Below are 16,166 nucleotides of genomic sequence, written 5' to 3'. Positions count from 1 at the left end.
ATTCGAGAGGTTTTTTTTATATTTGAGAATTAATTTTTAATGCTATGAAATCTATATTATTTTTTTTAATTTTTAGCTCAACTGTTTTTTCCCAAACACTAAAAGAACGTGATTTTATCGTTAAACAATCAAATCCTCAAGAAGTCGTTGCCTTAAAAGAAACTTTAAAGGATAATTATTTTAAAAACCAAAATGAAATACGTGCTTTTTTATTAAAAAATCCTAATACACAAAACCCATTAAATATTCAAAGAATAATTGATGGTGTGCCAATTTATTATCAGGAGGATAATAACGCACTTTGTACACAAACATTAAGAGCAAATGCTATGTATCCTTCAGGTTCTTTAGGATTATCTGTTACTGGTCAAGGGATAACTATAGGTATGTGGGATGGAGGAAGAGTTCGTGAATCTCATGTTGAATTTGGAGGTGGTCGTCTTTCCCTTGGTGATGCAGCTTCTACTTTATCTACACACTCTACCCATGTATTAGGAACAATGATTGCATCTGGGGTTAGTATCCCTAGAAGAGGATTAGCCTATCAAGCTTCAGCCATTGCCTATGATTTTAGTAATGATACTAATGAAATTTTCAACTTTGCTAGTCAAGGATATTTAGTGTCTAATCATTCTTATGGAAATATTGCAACCAATTTACCTCAAAGCAGTTTTGGAGCTTATAACTCTCAATCTATTGAAGCCGACAATTTAATGTTTACGTTTCCATTTTATCAAATGGTAAAATCCGCTGGCAATGATAGAAGTACAACAACCTTGGATCAAGTTTTAGGAAAAGGTGGCTATGATTTACTAACAGGAGTTGGAAATTCCAAAAATGGCATTACAGTTGCCGCTGTTGAAGGGATAATGACAAATGGAGACGATAATTCTTTTGTAATGTCAACCTTTAGTAATTTTGGTCCCCCAGATGACGGAAGAATTAAACCTGATTTATCATCAAAAGGAGTAGCAGTATCTTCAACAATATCAATTTCCGATAATGGATACTCTGAATTACAAGGAACTTCTATGGCAGCACCAGGAATTACAGGATTGATTGCACTTTTACAAAAGCATTATAATAATCTAAATCCTGGAACTTTTATGAGATCAGCTACAGTAAGAGCACTCCTATTTCAATCTGCCCGTGAAGCTGGAGACTATATCGGACCAGATTATAGATTTGGTTGGGGATTACCTGATGGAACTGCTGCTGCTCAAATTATTTCAAATAAAAATATTTCTACTATTGTTGAGGAAAATACCTTAAATAATGGGCAAGTGTATACTAAAAACATAACTATTAACTCCGTACAAGATATTAATGTAGCAATAGCATGGACTGACCGTATTGGAGTTGCAAATCTTAGTGGTGATATTGATAATCGTACTCCTAGACTGATTAATAATTTAGATTTAAAGATTCTAAAAGATGGTACAACTTATTATCCTTGGAAATTGGATCCAGATGCATTCGAAGATCCAGCAACAAATAATTCAGATAATGATGTAGATAATATTGAAAGAGTAAATATATATGGAGCTCAACCAGGTGTATATACCATTCAGATTAGTCATAAAGGAACTTTAGTGGGTAGTTCGCAAGATTTTTCATTGGTTGGAAGTGCCAGTGGAACAGGTTTAGGTTTAGATTCTAGAGATTTTGAAAAAAATGTTTTTATTTATCCAAATCCTTCAAGTAGCATTTTGAATTTTATTGTTAAAAACAACATCTCTATTTCTACTATCACAATTAATGATATTTCAGGAAAAGAAATATATAAATCAGATAACGCAATAAATAATAGTATCGACGTATCAAACCTTTCATCAGGTGTTTACTTTGTAACATTTAAATCTGATACTAATTCGGTTACTAAGAAATTTATAAAAGACTAACTTTTTTATTCAATTACAGTAAAAACCATCTCAATTAACTGAGGTGGTTTTTTTATGATTTTATTCCAAATTGTTTTATGTATTTTTGCTTCGAAATATTAAAAGATGAAATACTTATTTACTGTACTATTTTTGTTAATTTTTTCAGTTGGTTTTTCTCAGGACGATCAATCAGATGCTGCTAAGAACATTCCGAAGAAGCAACCTAAAGCAGCTTTTGACCAATACAGAATTATCTCTTTGCAAAAAGACACCACTTATGTAGATACTTCTTTAACCATAAAAAAAGAATACGAATACAACTATTTGAGAAAAGATATTTTTGGATTACTCCCTTTTGCTAATGAAGGACAAACCTATACAGTTCTCGATTTCGGATTGAAAAATTTTACCTCTTTTCCGGAAATTGGTTTCTCGGGTAAACAGTTTAATTATTTAGGGGTTAATGATATCAACTATTACTCTGTGGCAACTCCGGTGACTGAACTGTATTTCAAAACAGTAATGGAACAAGGGCAATCTGTTGATGCTTTTATTACAGTAAATACTTCGGAACGATTTAACATGTCGATTGCTTTCAAAGGATTACGTTCGTTGGGTAAATACATCAACCAACTTTCGAGCACAGGAAATTTCAGGTTTACCTCCAGTTACAATACACTTAATAAAAGATATTATCTGAATTTTCATTTCACTGGACAAGATTTCCTAAACGGAGAGAATGGAGGAATTTCTTCAATTGAAGATTTTGAAAGCGGAGACGGAGCTTTCGCTAACCGTGCCCGACTTGATGTATATTTAAAAGATGCCAAATCATTTATGAAAGGGAAAAGATATTTCTTTGATCATAATTTCAGAATCAATAGCAAAAATGGAGGCAATAATTTATTTTTGACACACCAATTCAATTACGAAACAAAATTTTTTGAATACTATCAAAAAACAGTCCCATCAACGGTTAACAATGCTATAATTTATCGGTTCGGTGATTCGTATGTTACCAGTGGCATCAACGATCATACTCGATACAACCGAATGTATAATAAAGTTGGGGCGATTTACGAAAATTCTTTGCTAGGAAAATTTCAGTTCTTTGTCGAAGACTTCCGCTATAATTATTACTATGACAAAATATTAATTTTAGATTCGGGGACAATTCCAAGTTCCTTAAATGACAAAATCAATACGATTGGCGGACAATACGACTACAGAAAAAACAAATGGAACGGAACATTCACCTATTCCAATTCAATTTCAAATCAACCAATGTCAAATTTTGATGCCAAACTAAACTATAAACTCAACGATAAAAATGAATTTGTTTTTCAATATCAAATGTTGAATAAAATTCCGGACCATATTTATAATTTATACCAAAGTAGTTTCGTTAATTACAATTGGTATAACGATTTCAAGAATGAGAAAATAAATAATATCGAAGCTACTGCCAAAACTCAATGGCTTAATGCTTCGTTACAGCTAAGTTCCATCAAAGACCATTTGTATTTTAGTAACGATGCCACTGATTCGCAACAGCAAATTATTTCGCCTAAACAATATTACAAAGCCATTAATTATTTGTCCGTAAAAGTGAGTCGCGAGTTCAAATGGTGGAAATTAGCTTTAGACAATACGGTGCTCTACCAAAAAGTTGACCAGGAAAATGATGTGCTGAATGTGCCACAAATCGTGACTAGAAATTCACTTTACTTTACTAATTATTTTTTCAAAAAGGCAATGTATCTGCAAACGGGTTTTATATTTAATTATTTCACCAAATTTTACATCAACGATTACAATCCGGTAACTACTGAAGCTTTTGTTCAAAATCAAAGAAAGGTGGGTGATTTTCCAATGCTGGATTTCTTTATCAATGCAAGAATTCGCCAGACAAGGATTTTCCTAAAAGCAGAACATTTCAATTCCAAAATGACCGGGAATAATTTCTACACTGCACCTAATTATCCGTATCGTGATTTCATGATTCGATTTGGATTGGTTTGGAATTTCTTTCAATAGTTTTTTGGGGCGTGAAAACGCGCTTTCCACCAACACGAGTGAAGCGAACTGTCGAAGCAATCTTTTGTTTCGTTTTGTGAACAAGATAAAAGGATGCCGTTACCATCACGCACGCAAACGTTTTCGAATTAATGTTCTCCAAACTTGCAAACCTTCTTTTTATCAATATCTTTGTAGCCACAAATAAAAAGACTCAGTAACTCAGCTACTCAGTAACTCAGCAACTTAAAGAAATGACATACGCAGAAAACATATTAGGAACTATTGGAAACACGCCTTTAGTTAAACTTAACAAAGTGGTAGAAGGAATCGATGCTTTGGTTTTAGCCAAAGTTGAAACCTTTAATCCGGGTAATTCTACTAAAGACCGAATGGCACTTAAAATGGTAGAAGATGCCGAAGCCGACGGAAGATTAAAACCAGGAGGAACCATTATCGAAGGAACCTCTGGAAATACCGGAATGGGATTGGCGCTCGCAGCTATTGTTAAAGGATACAAATGTATTTTTGTTATTACCGATAAACAATCCAAAGAAAAAATGGATATACTTCGTGCTGTTGGTGCAAAAGTAATTGTCTGTCCAACCGATGTCGAACCAACTGATCCTCGTTCTTACTATTCGGTTTCCAAAAGATTAGGGACTGAAATCCCAAATTCATGGTACGTAAATCAATACGATAATCCATCTAATGCTGTGGCTCATTACGAACAAACCGGACCTGAAATTTGGGACCAAACCGATGGGAAAGTTACCCATTTCGTAGTTGGAGTAGGAACAGGCGGAACCATTTCGGGAATTGGAAAATACTTAAAAGAAAAAAATCCAAACATCAAAGTTTGGGGGATTGATACCTATGGTTCAGTTTTTAAGAAATACCATGAAACCGGAATTTTTGACGAGAACGAGATCTACTCTTATATTACAGAAGGAATTGGAGAAGACATTCTTCCTAAAAATGTTGACTTTTCAGTTATCGATGGTTTTACTAAAGTAACCGATAAAGACGCTGCCGTTTATACTAGAAGAATTGCACTAGAAGAAGGAATATTTGTAGGGAATTCAGCCGGAGCCTGTGTCAAGGGGTTACACCAATTAAAAGAGCATTTTAAAAAAGATGATGTTGTTGTAGTGTTGTTTCACGATTCGGGAAGTCGTTATGTTGGTAAAATGTTCAATGACGATTGGATGCGTGAAAGAGGATTTTTGGATGAAGAAATTACAAAAGCTGAAGACGTAATTAAAGATCATAAAGACAAGCCATTGGTAGTAGTCCGCACTGAGGAATTGGTTTCTCATGCGATAGAAAGATTAAAAAAATATAAAATTTCTCAGATTCCAGTTATTGATACTTCGGGTTTTGTTGGTAGCTTAGATGAAACTGATTTATTCAGAAGTTATGTAGAAGATAAAAACATAGCAGAAAAGCCAATACGCGAAATTATGGGTAAGCCCTATCCAATAGTAAATTCTAATGCTCCTATTGAAGAAGTTTCAAAATTATTTAATAAAGACAATCAAGCCGTATTAGTTGATTTAGGTAATGGCAAATACCATATTATTACCAAACACGATATTATTGGTTCGATAAAATAGGCAGAAGGGAATAGGGATAAGGCAAAAGTTTTATCCCTTTTTCTTATCACTAGTCCCTTTTTACTCTCCTAACAAAACTCCCGAAATATTCCACGAACTAAAACTGCTTCCTTCTGGCAAACCTTGCGGGATTTTTATTTGTATGTTATGATTCCCAGCTTCTAAATCGCCCAAGTCAATAAATATTGGATTCGTTACTGTTCCTGGACACCAATTGGCTCTGCTATAATCAGAAGAAGATAAGCCATTAGGAAAATTACCAGATGCAGGATTCGATAAACGATAAGAGCCACAATCCAATCGCCATGGCGTAAAACTAAATGTTTCTTTTCCGTCAAGGAAAATCGTATTTTTCTTTGGAACAAACTCATCGCCATTTTCCCAACCACCATGACCAGTTGTAATGTAACGAAGCTTGCAATTTTTCATAGGTTTGTCCAATTTAAAAGTAACTTCCAAACCTTTGTCGGAACTGAACATAGTTCCATATTCCTGACCCGCCATTTTCATAATGTTATTGGTGCAAAAAAGTGGAACGATTTGCTTTGGGGTAACTTTGCTTTCTTCCTCATTGTGTATAGTAATATTAGCAGAAACTTTGTGTCCGCCTTTGTCATAATTACCAATGTTAATGCCAATCCAAACTTCCTGATTGCTTAGTAAACTTCTTAAATCAGAAACATCCTGACGGTACAATACATTTTCTGTCCAGGTTTTATCTTTGAGTTGTAAGTTGTTGTATTGCTTCACTCCAAATGGTGTAAAGAAACGCATCAACTCAACAATAGGATTATAGTTTTCAGTTGCAACTACACCTTGGTATTCTTTACCGTTTCCGTTATTGTAAATTGGCAATGTCTTTGCTCCGTTTTGCAAACCATCCAAAAAGGATAGTGTTTTATTATTTGGAATTATAAAAAAAGAACCCGTTCTATCGTAAGCATCACCATTAGATTGTTCAGTAACATCAACAAAAATCTGACTTCCGACTTTTATTTCGGGAATTCTAATCTTTCTCACGGCAATCGTTCCGTTGGCAAATCGGAGAATGCTATCATTTGATTTTGATTCGCTCGAAAAGTTGATGATTTGGTCTTTAAACACATTAATAGTAGTGAAACGGCTTTTCCAAAGTAAGTCTTTGTATGTTAGCATATCTATTGATTTAGATAAATCCGGATCTGTCGGAAACATTTTTATTTTCTCAATATTCGTTGCTTTTATGACAAAATTACCATTACGAACCATTTCTAAAACCAGACCAAGATTCTGCCCTAAAATAGTTGGCGCTCCTTTTACTTTTAATTCATTAGTATACCAAAGCTCTATATTGTTAGAGTTAACAATTGTCTTGGCCTTTTTGCAATTGTAACCTAAAATCTTTTTGGTGTCATTTAGATATTCGAAAGTTTGTTTTCCGAGTGAAACACTGTCTTTTGAATTTATAGTTTTAGTTGCATCCAAATTTGCAACTTGACTAAAGGAATTTGTTCTTCTATCTACAAAAATAATCTCATTTGGGAAATCAGCTTTCCCATTAAAAATACTTTGCGAACCTATCTGAGTAACTTCAGAACTTGTAAATGCCAAAATCGGATCTTGGTTTTCAATCAAACTCCCATTAGAACTTTTCAGATAAGTGATTTTATAGTCTTGGGAAATTGCATTTCCACAAACTAGTAGTAAAACGAATAAAAGTAATTTTTTCATTACAAAAAATTTGAATATAAAAGTAATTTTCTTACTTTAGTTTAAAATTTGGAATCGTGAAAGAAGATTTTCTTCATTATGTATGGCAATATAAGAAGTTTGACTTTTCTAACCTAACAACTGTTTCGGGTGAAATACTCACCATAACTAATTGTGGAAATTATTTGCAACAAACAGGGCCTGATTTTTTTAACGCCCAAATTGTTATTGGCAATCAAAAATGGGCCGGAAATGTAGAAATTCATATCAAATCATCCGATTGGTATTTGCATCATCATGAGAAAGACGCTAATTATGATAACGTAATTCTACATGTAGTTTGGGAACACGACACACCAATTTTCAGAAAAGACAATACTGAAATTCCGGTTTTGGAACTTAAAAAATATGTATCAAATAAAGAGTTAGAAAAATACCAGTCGTTGACATCTCAAAAATCCTGGATTTATTGTGAACTTCAAATTGATACTATTGATTATTTTGTCTTTCAAAATTGGCAAGAGCGATTGTTTGTTGAACGATTGGAACGAAAGTACAGACCGATACAACAACTGCTAAAGGAAACCGAAAATAATTGGGAGGCGGTTTTGTTTTGTATGCTGGCAAAGAATTTTGGTTTGAATACGAATGGAGAAACATTTTTGAAAATAGCCAAATCCATTCCGTTTACGATTATAAGAAAAGAAAGTCTTGAAATTGAAAATATAGAAAGTTTGCTTTTTGGGTTGGCAGATTTGATTCCGGTTGATGCCGAGGATAATTATACAAAAGAGTTGAAAAAACGATTTTACTATATTTCTCAAAAGTATAGCTTGAAAAAGATAATTACTGAACCTGTTCAGTTTTTTAAACATCGCCCCGATAATTTTCCGACTATACGCTTGGCACAATTGGCAATGCTTTATTACAAGCAGCAAAACTTATTTTCAAAAGTGATAGTAGCTAAAACGGTTAAAGAGTTGAGCCAGCTATTTGATATTACGATTTCTGATTATTGGCAAACGCACTATCAGTTTGATAAGGCAAGTCCCAAGAAGAAAAAACAGTTTTCAAAATCGTTCATCGATTTGCTAGTTATCAATACTATTGTTCCAATTCAGTTTGCCTATGCCAAAAGTCAGGGTAAAGAAACATCAGAATCTTTGATAGATTTGCTTCAGGAAGTTGCAGCCGAGAAAAATATAATCATTGAAAAATTTTCAAATAACGGAATTAAAGCCAAGAATGCTTTTGAAACCCAATCGCTGTTACAATTGAAAAATGAGTATTGTAATCATGGTAAATGTTTGCAATGCGCAGTTGGGATGCAACTTTTAAAAGCGTAATTTTGATTTTTTAAACAAAACTATGTCAGCAGTTATTAAATTAAAATATTTCTTCGAAAAACATGGTTTTCATGTTTCCTCTCGTTTGGCGGATAAGCTCGGAATGCGGGCTTCTAACGTGCGTTTGTTTTTTATCTACATTACTTTTGTAACGGCAGGTTTGTGGTTTGGAGTATATCTAACTTTAGCTTTTTGGATTAGATTAAAAGATTTAATTCGGGGCAAACGAACTTCTGTTTTTGATTTGTAGACTTTGGAAACTAATGAATCCATAGTAAAATCCTTTTTATCTTATTCGAAAAGTCAACGAATTGGAATCCTATTGTTTTTTGTGATTATCATTTTGGTTCAAGGCATTTATTTTTTTTATGACTTTACAGCTAAAGAAACTATTGATAAAGAAAAATCCAAATGGTTGGCGCTTCAAAGCACTGTTGATAATTTAAAACTTAATAACAAAAATTATAAACCTGCAATTTATCCTTTCAACCCTAATTTCATAACCGATTTTAAAGGCTACAAACTCGGAATGTCTGTCGAAGAAATTGATCGATTATTGGTGTATAGAGCACAAAATAAGTTTGTAAATTCTGCAGCTGAATTTCAAGCCGTAACTAAAGTTTCCGATTCTTTGCTAAAAGCAATTTCTCCCTATTTTAAATTTCCGGATTGGGTAAAAAATAACAAGAATAACTCTCAAGAATTTGCAAAAAATGATTTTTCAAAACCGGGAAAAATTATTGTTCTTGATATTAACCAAGCCACTAAAGAAGATTTGTTGAAAGTGTATGGCATTGGCGATAAAATTTCGGAAAGGATTTTGGAACAAAAAGAAAAGTATGGTGCTTTCGTTTCCATGGAGCAGATGGACGATATTTGGGGTTTGTCACCCGAAGTTCTTGAAAAATTAAAAAGTTCTTTTGCAGTGAAGTCTATTACAAATTGCAAAAAAATTAATATCAACAATGCTTCGGTCAAAGAGTTGACACAGTTTCCTTTTTTTAGATACCAATTAGCCAAAGATATTGTTGTTTTCAGAACGATGAAAGGTGATATAACAATAGAGGATTTGCCAAAAATTAAAGGTTTTCCACTTGAAAAAATAAAAATAATTGCCTTATATTTGGAATTCTAAAAAATAAGCTAAAATCACTTAAATTATTATATGAATTCAACATACTTTTCAGAAGAACACGAATTATTTAGAGAAAGTTTTAGAGACTTTTTGCATAAAGAAGTGGTGCCTCATATAGAGAAATGGGAAAAAACAGGAACAATTGAACGTTTTATTTGGAAAAAGTTTGGCGAAATGGGATTCTTCGGATTAGCATATCCTGAAGCTTATGGCGGAATGAATTTGGACTTATTTTATACAGTAGTATTTTTAGAAGAGCTTCAAAAAATAAAATCATCTGGTTTTGCAGCCGCCATGTGGGCACATACATATTTAGCAATGACACATTTAAATGCTGAAGGCAATGAAAGAATTAAGCAAGACTATTTATCAGCAAGTATTGCCGGAGATAAGATAGGAGCATTATGTCTTTCGGAACCTTTTGGGGGAAGTGATGTGGCTGGAATGAGAACAACAGCAATAAAGAAAGGAAATAAATATATAATAAACGGATCTAAAACATTTATTACTAATGGCGTTTATGCTGATTATTATGTAGTTGCTGCTAAAACAAGTCCGGAACTTGGCAATAAAGGAATTAGTATTTTTTTGATGGATACCAATCTGAAAGGAGTTTCGGCTACAAAGTTGGATAAATTAGGTTGGAGAGCTTCTGATACTGCAGAAATAGCATTCGATAATGTTGAAATTCCCGAAGAAAACTTAATGGGAGAGGAAGGCAAAGGCTTTCCTTATATTATGCAGCATTTTGCTTTAGAGCGTTTAATCATGGCAATCAATGCACATGCTAGAGCTGAATATGCAATCGAGTATACTGTAGACTATATGTCAAAACGTGAAGCATTTGGTAAAACCATTGATAAATTTCAAGCATTAAGACATACGATGGTTGACCATGCTACAGAAGTGGAGCATTGCAAAATATTTAATTATGCCGCCGTAGCTCGATTAAATAAAGGAGAATATGTCGTAAAAGAAGCTACTATGGCTAAACTAAAATCGACTAAAGTGGCTGATGAAACCATTTATAGCTGTTTACAAATGTTAGGCGGTTATGGTTATATGGAAGAATATCCTTTGGCTCGTTTATTAAGAGACAGCCGTTTAGGCCCAATAGGTGGGGGAACTTCAGAAATCCTTAGAGAGATTTTGTCTAAGATGATTATTGACAAACAGAATTACAAGCCGGCGGTGAAATAGAGTATAGAAAATAGACCAAGAGATGAGAGATTGTTTCTTGGTTTTTTATTTCTTGAGGATAGAAGCAAGTGCTATCTTCTTCGTATAGTCCGACGGCGATTATTGTGATTTTTAATAATAATAGATTTGCTAATCGCCGGCACGCAAAAAATAATTCCTAATTCATATTCCTAATTCATAATTTTTTATATCTTTGCCGCCTTAACGAGAGGAGGTGTCTATATTATGTTAATTATACCAATTAAAGACGGAGAAAATATCGATAGAGCATTAAAGCGCTATAAGAGAAAATTTGATAAAACGGGAACTGTTCGTCAGTTACGTTCGCGTCAGGCTTTCATTAAACCTTCAGTGGTTAGAAGAGCACAAATTCAAAAAGCGGCTTACATTCAGAACATGAAGGACGGATTAGAAAGTTAGTCCCTAATTTTCTCAAAATATACTAACCGTTAGTAATTAAAGTTTCATAACTTTGATGCTAATGGTTTTTTTATGGAAAGTTTTAGAAATAAGTTTTATGATTATCTATTGTTGGAAAAAAACTATTCTCAACATACCGTTACAGCTTACATAAATGATGTCGGTTTTTTCGAATCTTTTTTATCCAATGAATATGAAGATAATAATTTGCTTTTGGTAAATTACAATCAAATCCGTTCTTGGATCATTTCGCTTTCTGATGACGGAATTTCAAATACTTCGATTAATCGAAAAGTATCATCTCTAAAATCCTTTTATAAATTTTTACTTAAGACAAAACAGATTGACACAAGTCCATTACTAAAACATAAAGCATTAAAAGCACCTAAAAAAATTCAGATACCTTTTTCCGAAAAGGAACTGGATATGGTTTTGAATCAGATAATGTATAAAGAAGGGTTTGAAGGCGCAAGAGATAAATTAATAGTTGACTTGTTTTATACTACTGGAATTCGAAGGACAGAGTTAATAAATCTAAAAATCCAGAATGTAGATTTATCAAATAAAACAATAAAAGTAATTGGAAAAAGAAACAAAGAAAGAATAATTCCAATTTTAACAATTATTGAAGAGCAGATAAAAAAATATTTATCTGAAAGGTCAAGTATACAAGAACTTAAAGAAAGTGAGTATTTTTTTCTGCTATCAAATGGCGTTAAATTGAACGATTCGTTTGTGTATCGATTAATAAATTATTACTTTAGTAATGTCTCAGAAAAAGTAAAAAAAAGCCCTCATATATTAAGGCATACATTTGCAACTCATCTACTAAATAATGGGGCAGACATAAATTCAGTAAAAGAATTATTAGGACATTCTAGTTTGGCATCAACGCAAGTCTACACGCACAATAGTTTAGCGGAACTTCAAAAAGTCTATAATAGTGCTCATCCTAGAAATAAAAAGTAATTCAAAATGTTAAATTAATAAAATAGTAAATTATGAAGGTAAGTGTTCATGCAGTTAACTTTACTGTTGACAGAAAGCTAGTGGATTTTATTCAAGAACGATTGAATAAACTTGAAAAATATTATGATAAAGTAGTCTCAGCTGACGTTTTTTTGAAGGTTGAAAAGACAAGCGATAAAGAAAATAAAGTTGTCGAGGTCAAAATTCATGTACCAGGAGATGATTTTATGGTAAAAAAACAATGCAAAACTTTTGAGGAAGCAATAGAGGTTTCAGCAGAATCATTAGAACGATTATTGATTAAAAGAAAAGAAAAAATAAGAACACATATATAAAATAATTTTTTTAAAAAAATGTTTTGATTAAATAACAAAAAGATATACATTTGCAGTCCGTTAGAAATAGCGGGCTTTTTTTATTGATATTGCCAGCGTAGCTCAGTTGGCTAGAGCAGCTGATTTGTAATCAGCAGGTCGTGGGTTCGAGTCCCTCCGCCGGCTCTTTTTTTATTGAAATATGGTTAGGGGAGATACTCAAGCGGCCAACGAGGGCAGACTGTAAATCTGCTGTGAGAACTTCGCAGGTTCGAATCCTGCTCTCCCCACAAATTTTTTTAAGAGATTTTCTGAAAGCTCTCTTTCGAGAAAATGACTTTAAAAAAAGTTTGAGTATCTTCGGAACGACGATACAGGATCATCGTCTTTAAGACGATAATTCAAAAAAGTTCCTATTCGGAACAAAAAGGTTGAGTATCGTCTGAACGATGATACAGGATCACAAGCTTACTTGGAATCCTTAAATTATTCGGAATTTAAGATTCGGAATTTTTTAAAGGACGATTAATAAAGTAAGTGTCCAAGTATCAGGGAAAACTGCCGACTTAGCTCAGGGGTAGAGTGCTTCCTTGGTAAGGAAGAGGTCACGGGTTCAATTCCCGTAGTTGGCTCAAATTAAATTGAAAATTGAACACTAATAAATATATATAACTAAGTTTAAAATTAATTAAAATGGCAAAAGAAAATTTTAACCGTAACAAGCCCCACTTAAACATCGGAACGATTGGGCACGTTGACCACGGTAAAACCACATTAACTGCTGCAATCACAAAAGTATTGTCTGATGCAGGTTACTGTCAAGCAAAATCATTTGATCAAATTGATAATGCTCCTGAAGAAAAAGAAAGAGGTATTACTATTAATACATCACACGTTGAGTATGAAACTGCTAACCGTCACTATGCACACGTAGACTGTCCAGGTCACGCGGATTATGTGAAAAACATGGTTACTGGTGCTGCTCAAATGGATGGTGCTATCTTAGTTGTAGCTGCTACTGACGGGCCAATGCCACAAACTCGTGAGCACATCCTTTTAGGTCGTCAAGTTGGTATTCCAAGAATAGTTGTATTCATGAATAAAGTGGATATGGTTGATGACGCTGAATTGTTAGAATTAGTTGAAATGGAAATCAGAGACTTATTGTCTTTCTACGAATATGATGGAGATAATGGTCCAGTTATTCAAGGTTCTGCTTTAGGTGGATTGAATAATGACCCTGCTTGGGTACCAAAAATCATCGAATTGATGGCTGCTGTTGATGCATGGATTGAAGAGCCAGTTCGTGATAACGCAAAACCATTCTTGATGCCAGTTGAGGACGTGTTTACAATTACTGGTCGTGGAACTGTTGCTACAGGTCGTATCGAAACAGGAGTTGCTAATACAGGAGATCCAGTTGAAATCATTGGTATGGGAGCTGATAAATTGACTTCTACAATTACTGGAGTTGAAATGTTCCGTAAAATCCTTGATAGAGGTGAAGCAGGAGATAACGTAGGTTTATTATTAAGAGGTGTTGATAAAGCTGATATCAAAAGAGGTATGGTTATTATTAAACCAGGTTCAGTAAAACCACACTCTAAATTCAAAGCTGAGGTTTATATCTTGAAAAAAGAAGAAGGTGGTCGTCATACACCATTCCACAATAACTACCGTCCGCAGTTTTACGTACGTACAACTGACGTAACAGGAGTTATCTCTTTACCTACTGGTGTTGAGATGGTAATGCCAGGTGATAACTTAACTATTGATGTTGCTTTATTAAGCCCAATCGCTATGAACGTAGGTTTACGTTTTGCTATCCGTGAAGGTGGTAGAACAGTTGGTGCTGGTCAGGTAACTGAAATAGTAGAATAATTATAAAATAAATACAAATCCAGTGTCGTTTTTTTTAAACGACACTGGATTTTAATAATAATCAACGGGCGTAGTTCAAGGGTAGAATAGCGGTCTCCAAAACCGTTGATGGGGGTTCGAATCCCTCCGCCCGTGCAAAAATAAAAATACAATGACAAAAGTTGTTAATTATATATCAGAAGCATTTGAAGAGTTAAAAACTAATGTTACTTGGCCAGAATGGTCTGAAGTACAACGCCTCACTATTATTGTGGCTGTTTTTTCAGTAGTTTTTGCTTTAGCAACATGGGGAGTTGACGAACTATGCGCAAAAGCAATTGCTGGGATTTTTAATTTGATAAAATCATAATTTCTCTGAAATGGCAGATAATAATGTGAAAAAATGGTATGTGGTTCGAGCTGTAAGTGGACAAGAGAATAAAGTTAAAGCTTATATCGAAACAGAAATCAATAGATTAGGTATGTCAGATTATGTATCTCAAGTTCTTGTACCGACTGAAAAAGTGGTGCAGGTAAGAGATGGAAAAAAAATAGCTAAGGATAAAGTTTATTTTCCTGGTTATGTAATGATTGAAGCTAATCTAGTTGGTGAAATACCTCATATTATAAAATCGATTACAAGCGTGATTGGTTTTTTAGGTGAAGTAAAAGGCGGAGAGCCTGTGCCATTACGACTATCAGAAGTGAATAGAATGTTAGGTAAAGTGGATGAATTAGCTGTTAATACAGATACTCAAGCGATACCTTTCAAAATAGATGAAACAGTTAAGGTTATTGATGGTCCTTTCAATGGATTCAACGGAACTATTGAAAAAATCAATGAAGAAAAGCGTAAACTTGAAGTAATGGTGAAAATTTTCGGGAGAAAAACACCATTAGAATTGAGCTTTATGCAAGTTGAAAAAGTATAATTTGTTACACTATCATAAACGGCAAACGTCTGCTTCCACAGACCGCTGCAAATTTTTTAAAAACAATGGCTAAAGAGATTAGTAAAGTAGTTAAACTACAAGTTAAGGGAGGTGCTGCGAACCCGTCGCCACCGGTTGGACCTGCTCTGGGAGCTGCTGGTGTTAATATCATGGAGTTCTGTAAGCAATTTAATGCTAGAACCCAAGATCAACCTGGCAAAGTGTTACCGGTACAAATTACCGTGTATAAAGACAAATCGTTCGATTTTGTTGTAAAAACTCCACCTGCTGCAATTCAATTATTGGATGCTGCTAAATTGAAATCTGGTTCAGGACAGCCTAACAGAAAAAAAGTTGCTAACGTAACTTGGGATCAAATTAAAGGAATCGCTGAAGACAAGATGGTTGATTTAAACGCTTTCACAATTGAATCTGCTATGAGTATGATTGCTGGGACAGCTAGATCTATGGGTATAACTGTAACTGGAGATTCTCCTCTAAACAAAGGATAAGACATGGCAAAATTGACAAAAAAACAAAAAGAAGCTGCTTCAAAAATTGAGAAAAACAGACTATATTCTTTAAAAGACGCTTCGTCTTTATTGAAAGTTGTTGCTTCTGCAAAATTTGATGAATCAGTTGACATTGCTGTTCGTTTAGGAGTTGATCCAAGAAAAGCAAATCAAATGGTAAGAGGTGTTGTAACGCTTCCTCATGGAACTGGAAAAGACACTAAAGTATTAGCTTTAGTTACTCCGGATAAAGAAGCAGAAGCGAAAGCTGCTG

General features: G+C 33.9%; 15 protein-coding genes, 4 tRNA genes and 1 pseudogene. 19 read left to right on the top strand and 1 reads right to left on the bottom strand.

Annotation, left to right across the window (positions count from 1 at the left end; translation table 11 throughout):
* Positions 1-44: 44 nt before the first annotated feature.
* From ACOYLP_RS05930 to ACOYLP_RS05920, 3 genes are all read left to right on the top strand, one after another.
* A complete protein-coding gene (locus tag ACOYLP_RS05930; protein ID WP_422855259.1) occupies positions 45-1,901 on the top strand; it encodes a S8 family peptidase in 1,857 nt (618 codons plus the stop codon).
* Between the two features lie 105 nt (positions 1,902-2,006).
* Positions 2,007-3,920 (top strand): putative porin, encoded by a 1,914-nt coding sequence (locus ACOYLP_RS05925; protein WP_422855258.1) that lies wholly within the window; start codon positions 2,007-2,009, stop codon positions 3,918-3,920.
* Positions 3,921-4,153: 233 nt separating this feature from the next.
* The gene (locus ACOYLP_RS05920; protein ID WP_422855257.1) at positions 4,154-5,515 is read left to right on the top strand and encodes a pyridoxal-phosphate dependent enzyme; all 1,362 of its coding nucleotides are present in this window, start codon (positions 4,154-4,156) and stop codon (positions 5,513-5,515) included.
* A gap of 60 nt (positions 5,516-5,575) precedes the next feature.
* Here the strand turns inward: ACOYLP_RS05920 and ACOYLP_RS05915 are convergent, their stop codons facing one another.
* Positions 5,576-7,225: a GLPGLI family protein gene (locus ACOYLP_RS05915; RefSeq protein WP_422855256.1), complete on the bottom strand. Its 1,650-nt coding sequence runs from the start codon at positions 7,223-7,225 to the stop codon at positions 5,576-5,578.
* Between the two features lie 56 nt (positions 7,226-7,281).
* Between ACOYLP_RS05915 and ACOYLP_RS05910 the strand changes: the two genes are divergently transcribed.
* From ACOYLP_RS05910 to ACOYLP_RS05835, 16 genes and pseudogenes are all read left to right on the top strand, one after another.
* Positions 7,282-8,550, top strand: a complete 1,269-nt coding sequence (locus ACOYLP_RS05910) for a DUF2851 family protein (RefSeq protein ID WP_422855255.1) — start codon at positions 7,282-7,284, stop codon at positions 8,548-8,550.
* Between the two features lie 22 nt (positions 8,551-8,572).
* Positions 8,573-8,800, top strand: a complete 228-nt coding sequence (locus ACOYLP_RS05905; RefSeq protein ID WP_422855254.1) for a PspC domain-containing protein — start codon at positions 8,573-8,575, stop codon at positions 8,798-8,800.
* 3 nt (positions 8,801-8,803) lie between these two features.
* Positions 8,804-9,685 carry a helix-hairpin-helix domain-containing protein gene (locus tag ACOYLP_RS05900; protein ID WP_422855253.1) on the top strand — a complete coding sequence of 294 codons (882 nt, stop codon included), beginning with the start codon at positions 8,804-8,806 and terminating at the stop codon, positions 9,683-9,685.
* 30 nt (positions 9,686-9,715) lie between these two features.
* A complete protein-coding gene (locus ACOYLP_RS05895; protein WP_422855252.1) occupies positions 9,716-10,885 on the top strand; it encodes an acyl-CoA dehydrogenase family protein in 1,170 nt (389 codons plus the stop codon).
* A 225-nt stretch (positions 10,886-11,110) separates the two neighbouring features.
* Entirely contained in the window at positions 11,111-11,305 is a 195-nt protein-coding gene (gene rpsU, locus ACOYLP_RS05890) for a 30S ribosomal protein S21 (protein ID WP_396159153.1), read from the top strand.
* A gap of 72 nt (positions 11,306-11,377) precedes the next feature.
* Complete coding sequence (locus ACOYLP_RS05885; protein WP_422855251.1) at positions 11,378-12,274, top strand: tyrosine-type recombinase/integrase; 897 nt, start codon at positions 11,378-11,380, stop codon at positions 12,272-12,274.
* Between the two features lie 32 nt (positions 12,275-12,306).
* Positions 12,307-12,609, top strand: a complete 303-nt coding sequence (gene hpf, locus ACOYLP_RS05880) for a ribosome hibernation-promoting factor, HPF/YfiA family (RefSeq protein WP_422855250.1) — start codon at positions 12,307-12,309, stop codon at positions 12,607-12,609.
* A gap of 91 nt (positions 12,610-12,700) precedes the next feature.
* Positions 12,701-12,774: transfer RNA gene (locus ACOYLP_RS05875), tRNA-Thr, on the top strand.
* A gap of 23 nt (positions 12,775-12,797) precedes the next feature.
* Positions 12,798-12,878: transfer RNA gene (locus tag ACOYLP_RS05870), tRNA-Tyr, on the top strand.
* A gap of 270 nt (positions 12,879-13,148) precedes the next feature.
* Positions 13,149-13,220 (top strand) — tRNA-Thr (locus tag ACOYLP_RS05865).
* Between the two features lie 61 nt (positions 13,221-13,281).
* A complete protein-coding gene (gene tuf / locus ACOYLP_RS05860) occupies positions 13,282-14,469 on the top strand; it encodes an elongation factor Tu (protein WP_422855249.1) in 1,188 nt (395 codons plus the stop codon).
* A 64-nt stretch (positions 14,470-14,533) separates the two neighbouring features.
* A tRNA-Trp gene (locus ACOYLP_RS05855) sits at positions 14,534-14,604 on the top strand.
* 16 nt (positions 14,605-14,620) lie between these two features.
* Positions 14,621-14,818, top strand: a complete 198-nt coding sequence (gene secE / locus ACOYLP_RS05850; protein ID WP_422855248.1) for a preprotein translocase subunit SecE — start codon at positions 14,621-14,623, stop codon at positions 14,816-14,818.
* A gap of 10 nt (positions 14,819-14,828) precedes the next feature.
* Positions 14,829-15,380 (top strand): transcription termination/antitermination protein NusG, encoded by a 552-nt coding sequence (nusG, locus tag ACOYLP_RS05845; protein ID WP_396140372.1) that lies wholly within the window; start codon positions 14,829-14,831, stop codon positions 15,378-15,380.
* A 65-nt stretch (positions 15,381-15,445) separates the two neighbouring features.
* Positions 15,446-15,892 (top strand): 50S ribosomal protein L11, encoded by a 447-nt coding sequence (rplK, locus tag ACOYLP_RS05840; RefSeq protein ID WP_422855247.1) that lies wholly within the window; start codon positions 15,446-15,448, stop codon positions 15,890-15,892.
* Between the two features lie 3 nt (positions 15,893-15,895).
* A pseudogene (locus tag ACOYLP_RS05835) lies at positions 15,896-16,166 on the top strand (50S ribosomal protein L1); the annotation flags it as partial.

Source organism: Flavobacterium sp., assembly GCF_049318325.1.
Classification (GTDB): Bacteria; Bacteroidota; Bacteroidia; order Flavobacteriales; family Flavobacteriaceae; genus Flavobacterium.
The sequence above is the reverse complement of the archived record's forward strand: the minus strand, read 5'-3'. Positions and strand labels throughout refer to the sequence as shown.